The organism is Arthrobacter sp. P1_H7, from assembly GCF_056405215.1.
The window spans coordinates 154,694-162,990 of sequence record NZ_JBFUCO010000009.1 but is presented as its reverse complement, the minus strand read 5'-3'; the positions used below and the strand labels follow the sequence as shown (position 1 = coordinate 162,990).

Annotated in this window: 3 protein-coding genes; 1 reads left to right on the top strand and 2 read right to left on the bottom strand. The window is 71.3% G+C overall.

From position 1 onward, the window contains the following. Positions 1-1,679: HNH endonuclease (locus AC1DXI_RS10925; protein ID WP_476938614.1), on the top strand; the 1,679-nt coding region annotated here is incomplete at its 5' end. A 221-nt stretch (positions 1,680-1,900) separates the two neighbouring features. Here AC1DXI_RS10925 and AC1DXI_RS10920 read toward each other — a convergent pair. Continuing rightward, positions 1,901-3,877: a serine/threonine-protein kinase gene (locus AC1DXI_RS10920; RefSeq protein WP_476938613.1), complete on the bottom strand. Its 1,977-nt coding sequence runs from the start codon at positions 3,875-3,877 to the stop codon at positions 1,901-1,903. Between the two features lie 92 nt (positions 3,878-3,969). After that, positions 3,970-8,289 (bottom strand): FtsK/SpoIIIE domain-containing protein, encoded by a 4,320-nt coding sequence (locus AC1DXI_RS10915; RefSeq protein ID WP_476938612.1) that lies wholly within the window; start codon positions 8,287-8,289, stop codon positions 3,970-3,972. Between the last annotated feature and the right edge of the window lie 8 nt (positions 8,290-8,297).

Sequence of the window (8,297 nt, the reverse complement as noted above, 5' to 3'; positions counted from 1 at the left end):
GTTCGACGGCGGTGGAGGATGCGGGCTCGTGGGGCTTCCGGGCCGCGGCGGACTTCGCCGGCAGCGTGGAGGAACTCTCCCGCACGGTGGAGTATCTGCAGCTCGTCGCGGCCGCCGCCGTGGACCGGACCAGGAAGCAGTCCGCCGCCGCGGCCGCTGGGGTTGCGGCGGGGGCGGTCACCGCGTGGACCACCGGCTGGCGCGAGAGCGACGGCGGATGGCAGACCGGCGCACCCGGTACCTCCCTGGCCGCGGGGCCCGCCGGCACCTGTTTGTCCTCGGCTCCCTCCGGCACGTCGGTTGGGGCGGCTCCCTCGGGCACGTCGGTTGGGGCGGCTCCCTCGGGCACGTCTGTTGCGGCGGAGCCTGCCAGCGCAACCAGTTCCGTGCCGGCGGTGCCGGAATCGGTGCTGGATGACGGGTACCGGAACACGGTGGAGTTCCTGCGGGCGCGGCTGCGGATCGGCGCCGCGGAGGCCAAGCGCCGGCTCTGCCTCGCCGACACCCTGCTGCCCCGGCAGGGACTCGCCGGCCGGCCCATGCCGCCCGTGCACCGGGAGCTCGGAGCCGCCGTCGCGGCCGGCGAGGTCGCGTCCCGGGCCGCGACGGTCATCACGCTCGCCCTGGACCGGGTCCGGCACAGCTGCCTCCCCGAGGCCGCGGCGGCGATGGAGCACGCCCTGACCCGCACCGCGGCCGAGAACGACGCCGACTTCCTCGCCCGCGTCAGCCGCAGCTGGGCCGAGGCGCTGGACCAGGACGGCGCCGAACCTTCCGAGGAACTGCTCCGCCAGCTCCAGGGCGCCTTCCTCCGCAAACCCCGCCACGGCCTGCAGCACCTGGAAATCTTCGCCACCGCGGACCAGTTCGAACACCTGATCACCGTGATGAACACCGCCACCAACCCCCGCACCGGCGAGGGCACCGCCACCGGCGAGGGCGGGGCCGGCGAGGATGCGCCCGGCCCGGCGGATGCGCCAAGCCCGGCTGATGAGGACCCCTCGCTGCCGTCCCTGGACCTCCGTTCCCGGCCGCAACGGCTGCTCGACGGGCTGGTCGGCGCGTGCAAGGCGGCACTGGCGAGCGGCGGGCTGCCCGCCGCCGGCGGGCTCCGGCCCCAGGTCATGGCCACCATCGACTACCGCGACCTCCTCACCCGGCTCCAGGACTCCAGCGGCGCCACAGCAGGCGCCCCGCGCCCCGGACCCCGGTCCCCGCACAGCACAGGGGCGCTGCAGCAGACCGGCTCGCTGCTGTTCACCGGCCCCGTCACCGCCGGCACCATCCGCAAAATCGCCTGCGACGCCGACATCATCCCGGTCGTCCTCGGCGGGAAGGGCCAGGTCCTGGACATCGGCCGCGCCTCCCGGGTCTTCCCGCCCCATATCCGCAAGGCCATCACCGCCCGGGACCGCGGCTGCGCCTTCCCCGGCTGCACCATTCCCGCACCCTGGTGCGAGGCCCACCACATCACCTACTGGTCCCGCGGCGGAACCACCGGAACCGAGAACGGAACCCTGCTCTGTTCCCATCACCACCACGTGATCCACAAGGAACACTGGAACATCCAGATGCAGACCGGCATCCCCTGGTTCATCCCGCCACCCCACCTCGACCCCGCCCGAACACCCCGCCGGAACAGATACTTCCGGCCCACAGATCCCGTGGCCGCCGCGTGACAGCGGCCCGGACGACCGTGCGGGCCGGATGACAGCGGCCCGGACAGCCGCGCGGCTCGGACGGCAGCGGCCCGTACGGCCGGGCGGGCTGGCCGCCCCGTGACAGCCGCGGCGGCCGTGCGGGCCGTGCGGCTCGCACGGCCACGCCAACGTCATGGCCCCGCGGGGCAACCCCCGAGGCCCTCAGCCCTAAGATCCCTTAGCCCTACGAGCCCTCAGTCTTACGAGTTCTCCCGGGACGTGATCCCGAAGCTTGGAGACTGCAGCTCGGTGAAGTTCCCGACGCTAGCGCGCAAAGTGCACTGGGGCGTGATCTGCAGGGCCGTCACGGTGAGCCCCGCGCTGTCCACCGCGAGCGCCCCGCCGCAGCCGTCGGAGAACCGTATCCCCTTCTCCCCGCCGCTCACCGCGGCGAGCATCTGCGAGGGCTTGCCCGACGCTGGACTGACATAGAGCGGGTTCAGCTCGTCGGCGCCGCCGGCCCACACTGGCACCAGGGTGATCTTCAGCGGGCTGGGCGTCACGACGCGCGCCGGGGTGCGCACCTCCACGCCCTTCAGGCGCTGGACGGGATAGGCCGTGCCCTTGACGGCAGGGTCCTGCGTCGCGGCCGTCGTCGCCTCGGACCCGGCCCGCAGCCAGGCATCGAGGGCATCCTGGTCCGCGGGCGACACTGACACCTTGGCGGTGACCTGGACTGCCCCTCCCGCCGGGACCTCCAACCCCGAGACCTTCCAGCCGCATTCGACATCAAGGCCGGTGATCGAGGCCTGATTCCTGCTCACCGAAGCCCCGTCCCACGTGACCGCCGGGCACGCTTCCCCATCGGCCAGGCCCGGGATCACCTCAAGGAATTCACCGGATAACGGCGCCTTCTGCGCCGAGTACGCCACAGTCAAGCGGATCTGACCGGAGGACGGCTCATAGGAGGCCTCCCGCGAGATTGTCAGGCCGGTTGGAAGCGCCGCGTCCTGCTGTTGCTTGGACATCTGGCCGCCTTCCGCGGTGGGCGGCAGTTGCTGACCTGCAGGGGCGAGGACAACGAACCCCACGACCATCGCGACGACGAGCAGGGCTGCGGCGCCGGCGAGCAGTAGCGCTTTGCGGGTGCGCCAGAACGGGGTGGCGACCTGTTCCTCGAGCCGGGCCCCCGCCCGGGGCCGCACTTCACGACGCGGGATTGGACGGGCGATGGTGGCGCTGTCCGCCTCCCCGAGCTCGGGAGCCTTCCCGGCGTGGTCAACTGGCGAGCCTGACGCGAAGGCCGTGAGGTCCTCGTCCGTGAAGGCGCCCCGGACGACGGTGGCCGAGCGTTCGACGGCGTCGAAGTCCTCCGGGGCTTCGGTACGCGTGATGGGGCTGCTGCCGGCAAGGCGGGGTGCGAGACGCCGGAGCGTCGATGCGGCCTCACTCGCCGTCGGGCGTTGGGCGGGGTCCTTGGACAGCAGCCGGTCGAGTACGTTCCATACCGCGTCGTCCACGGGAATCCGTGGCGGACGCGAGGAAACATGACGGTACGCGACGCTGAAGTCCGTTCCCGGCCCGGCGAAAGGAGTGCGCCCGGCAAGGAGCTCGTAGAGCAGGACACCCGTTGAGTACACATCGCCCGGAGGGCCGGACCGGCCCTGGCTGATGAGCTCGGGAGGCATGTAATGCGGGGTGCCGATGAGACCGGTCGTCTGGCGAATCTTCTCGCCCACGACGTCGGAGATGCCGAAGTCGGAGACCCGTACGTCGCCCGCGCCACACTCGGGCCAGGGGCGGGCGAGGAGCACATTGTCCGGCTTGATGTCGCGATGCGTCACGCCTCGCGAGTGCGCGAAAGCCAGTGCGTCGAACACTTCGGCGACGACGTTGAACGCGTCCAGGGGACGCAGCGGGCCGGCCTCCTTCACCGCGTCACGCAGCGAGCCGCCCGCGACGTAGTCCATGACGATGGCCAACCGCGCGCCCTCCACCACCATGTCGCGCACGGTGACGATGTGCGAGTCCTGCAGGCCAAGCAGGACGGATCGCTCGCGGACGAACCGCTCCACAAGCGAGGGATCGTCGGCGTGCTCCGGGCGCAGGACTTTGGCGGCAAACGTCCGGCCGTCGGCCGAGGTCACGGTCCAGACCTCGCCGACGGCGCCGGAGCCCACCCGTTCGCCGAAGCGGTAGGACGCTCCCAGAGCCTGACCCGTCTGTGCGAATTGCATACCGTACTCTCCAACGCTATCGATCTGATTCCTCAAGGCGCCCCGCCGTCCACTCGTTCCTCGTAGGCGCTCGTAGGCGCTCGTAGCCGGGCTCAGCCCTCAGCGCTCATCGACTGGATCAGTGCCAATTGCCCGCCGACGCCGATGTATCCACGCCCGGCGGTCAGCGCCACGGGCGCCCTGCGCGGGAGTGCGGCGCCCAGCAGTTCGCCGTCGTAATCTACATCCGGTTGCAGCAGCACGCCCAGACGGGATTTGCGGAGCGTCTTGGTCCAGTGACTGTACAGCCCGCGGAGATCCCCGGCCCGTCCGGCCGCGATGACGCACAACCCCGGCTGCCCGGAGGTCACGGCCCCCGCGATGGATTGATCGGCGTCCTCGAAGCGCTCTGCGTCGTCGATCAGCAGGAACACCGGGCCGCGCTCGAGGCGCAGGGAGGCGAGCAGGGCCGGCACATCATCCGTGCCGACGGCCACGCGATCCAGATCGGCGAGGGCAAGGGGCGAGCGGCGATCGCAGATGCCCCACACCTGAGCCGGCCCGCGGGAGGTGGCCGCGCCGCGCAGGGCCGCGGCCAGGGCCAACAGCAGCGTGGACTTGCCCGAACGGGCGGGCCCGGCGACGAGCGCGTGCTCGCCCTCGTAAATCTCCAGGAACGCAGGTGAGAGGTCCGCCTCCTGTATTCCCACCGGGATGAGCCAAGGTTCGGCCTCCAGCCGGGGTTCCACGCCTAGCTCCAGCATCGTGACGCTGGAGGGCAGACGCCTTATCGCCGGGGTCTTCGCGGCCGCCTGCGCCCAGCTTTGCCGCACGCGATCCACCGCCGCCTCGATCCCGATGCCGGGGGTGGCCACATGCATCTGGAGCGAGGTGCGGGGATCCACGCAGCGCCCAGGAAGCGCAGCGGGGATTTCCTTGCCCCGGACTCCGAGCGAGGAGTAGTCGTAGGCGTCCGCCAGCCGGAAGAGCCACTTCTGCAGCGTCACCTCGTTCATGGCCGAGGGCACCGCCTTGGCGCGTGTGGTGGAAACCGCGAAGGACAGTCCCAGCGCCGGGCCGTCCGCGTACGCCCGATACAGCAACGCCAGCAGCTGCTGCCCTTCGAAGTCCTGGAACTCGTCCCGCAGCGAGGCCAGGCCGTCCAGCAGCACCACGGCGCGGCGGTGCCTGCCAGGCTCGGCGCGGCGGCTCTCGAGCTCCGTGTGCAGATGCCGCAGGAAACGGGCCTGCTGCTCCTTGGCGCCGGCACCGGTTCCCACATACGCCACGGTGTGCGGCAGGCGTTCCAGGGCTTCGAGTTCACGGGAGCCCATGTCGAGGATCATCAGGTCCAGCTCGGCCGGATCGGCGTCCTTCGCCAGTGTCAGCGCGATCGAGGCCAGTGTGGTGCTCGTGCCGGAGCCGGCCACGCCCATGAGCATCAGGTTCCCCACGGACATGTCCCATCCCGCCGCGGACTGGCGCTGCAGCTCCGGCTCGTCCACGATGGCCACCTGGACGGTGGAACCTCGGACGGCGCCCACCATCGGCAGAAGCCGGGGTGCCGTATCGGTGGAAGAGTCTGACGCTGCCGCGGGACGGCCGCCGTCCGCCTGGGGAAGATACCCCTCCAGCTCCACGCGCTCGCCCAGGGCCTCCGGCCAGACCTGCCGCGGCTGGGCGTACCCTGCCTCGGCGTTGGCTTCGACAACCGCGTCGATGAGGAGTTCGAGGTCGTTCTCGTCCACGGCCGCAGACCGTGGCGGCGCCGCCGCGGGCACGGGGACGCCGAACTGGCGGATCTCGCGCACGTCCACGGCGGGGCCGCCACCGAGCTGCGCCCGTCCGGTCACGAGGGCTGTCTGCACGGGCGTGATGTCGTCCTGACCCAGTTTCACAAATGCGCGGCCCATCTGGGCCCGGCCGATCGCCGAGGCGGCGGGCACACCGATGACGTTGTTGGAGTCGTCGCGGCTCTGCACGCGCAGGGCCACCCGAAGGTTGGTGTTCGCGAGGATGTCATCGCTGACGACGCCCGCGGGGCGCTGCGTCGCCAGGATCATGTGCACACCCAGGGTGCGGCCCACAGCACCCACGCTGACGAGCGCTTTGAGCACGTCCGGGAAGTCCTTGGCCAGCATGGCGAACTCGTCGATCACGAGCAGCAGCCGGGGCATGGGCTCGGCCGGGTTCGTGGCCAGATAGGCGTTCAGGTTGTCGATGCCCTCGCCGGCCTCGGCGAAGACCCGCTGGCGGCGTTCCATCTCCGCCTCCAGGGCGCGGAGGGCCCGGTCGGCGAGCTGCTCGTCCAGATTGGAGATTGTGCCGATGGTGTGCGGAAGGCGTTCGCATGCCTTGAAGGCGGCCCCGCCTTTGAAGTCGACGAGGATAAAGTTCAGGCGGGTCGGATCGTTGCGTGCCGCGAGCCCGGCCACGAGCGAGCGGAGGAACTCGGATTTGCCGGAACCGGTGGTGCCGCCGACCAGGCCGTGCGGGCCGTCTTTGACCAGGTCCAGGGTCAGGGTGCCGTTCTCCCCTGTGCCGATCGGCGTGGACACTCCGGTGGGAGCCTGCCACAAGCGACGGATCGTGGTCGAGTCCGGGCGGTCGTAGCCGAGGAGCCCGGGCAGCCGCACGAGCGGGGGCAGCGAGGCCCCGGGGACGCTCAGCTCCGGATCGTCGAAGTGCGCCACGCGCATTGCGCAGCGCAGGGCCTCCTCCTGGTCCAGGCCCGCCAGGATGACGTCCTCCACGCGGGTCAGGTCCTCCGGCTGGTCCACAGTGGCCGCGGCGTCCGCCCCGACCCTGATGATGGTGGTGCAGGAGGCCGGCAACTGCTCCTCCGACGTCGCGATGACGATGCCCGCCACCCGTGACGGGCGCTGCTGCGGGTTCACATGGGCCCCGGGTACGGAGCGGCCCGTGCCGAGCAGCGCGCGTGCCGGCGCGTCCCTGCCCTCCGTGAGCACCTCGGAGTCCAGGACCACCAGCATCGCTGGTGTAGGCAGCTCCTGCACCGTGTCCTTGAGCGTGCGCAGCATGGCCAGGCTCGTCTCGCGGTGCGCGGACATCCACCGCTCGCCCGTGCTGCTGCCGGCCTGGCGCGTGTGCGGCAGCCACGAGGCCCACTCCCACTCGTCAGCTCGCCCGGCGTCGCAGAAGACGCCGATGGTCAGGTCGGCTGGACCGACGTGCACCGCGGCCTGGGCCAGGAGGGATCGCGCGAGCGCCAGAGTCCCCTCCCGCGGCCCGACGATACCCACGACGCCGGCGTCGGTCAGGTCCACGAGCACGGGCGCGGCCTGCAGGCGCGCGGCCGAGAGGGAGTCCTTCACCTTCTCATCCAGCCGCGATCCGGATGTGCGGTCCACCTCGGGCTTCCAGGGGACGTCACCTGTGCCGGCGTGCAGGGCCAGGAAGTCGTCCGCGTCTGCGCGGCGCTGCCACAAGGACGTGGCGGGGAGTGCGGGGCGCCGGACCACGGTCGCGGGATCGGGGATCATCCGATGGCGTCGTGCGGTCTCCGTCGCTGCGGCTGCGCGGACCTGCTGCTCGAATCCCTGGAGCGCGCCGGCGAAACGCTCGTCCTCTTCCTTGAGGCCCCGGGCGTGACGGCGCTTTTGTTCGAACCACATGCCCACGGCCATGACCGGGCTGAGCATGGCGAACATCGCGAAGCGCAAATCCCGCAGGATCAAGACCATCGCCGCCGCCATCACGAGGGGCGCGAGCACCGTGATGTAGCTGAACTTGCTGGCTGGCGGCACGTCCTTGCGGCTCGGCGGGACCAGGGGCTCGCCCGCCGGGGCCTGCCCGGGGCGGGGAGGCCGGTTGAAGGGCGCTGTCGCCGCCGGCGTGAGGTTGTGCAGGCTGCCGGGTGCCGGGGCGGGTGTCTCGTCCAGGGACCGGCGCAGGAGGAGCACCGTGCCGCCCGCCGTGATCGTGGCGGTTTCGGTGACCAGGACCCCGTCCTCCCCCACCGGCTCGCCATTGACGAGGGTGCCGTTCGTGGATCCCCCATCGAGTACCCGCAGCCCGTCCTCCTCCCGGCGCAGACGGCAGTGGTCCCATGACGCGCTTTCGGTGGGAAGGCTCAGATCGGCGTGAGGGGACCGGCCGATGAGCATCTCTCGCCCTTGCGGAACATCAACCACGCCGCCGGTGCGCTGGCCGCCGGCGAGCGTCACGCTCCAGCCGCGCACGCGCTGCGGAATCTGCCACGGCGCCCGCGAGATGCGGCTGCCCTCCAGGAAGATCAGCTCTGAGACAGGGGTGGAACCATGCACCTCGGCCTCGTTCACGAACACCGCCTCATCGGCTGCCAGGCGCGGGCCACCGGCGGCCTCCACGAGGTCTGTCAGCGTCGTGGCGGGCGCAGCGTGAGCCACGTCGCACTCAAAGCGACGCTCGTCCAAGTCGATCAGCACACGCACCGGGGCGC

Excerpts from the sequence above, each read along its gene's own strand:
- AC1DXI_RS10920 (WP_476938613.1), bottom strand. The coding sequence starts at position 3,877 with ATGCAATTCGCACAGACGGGTCAGGCTCTGGGAGCGTCCTACCGCTTC.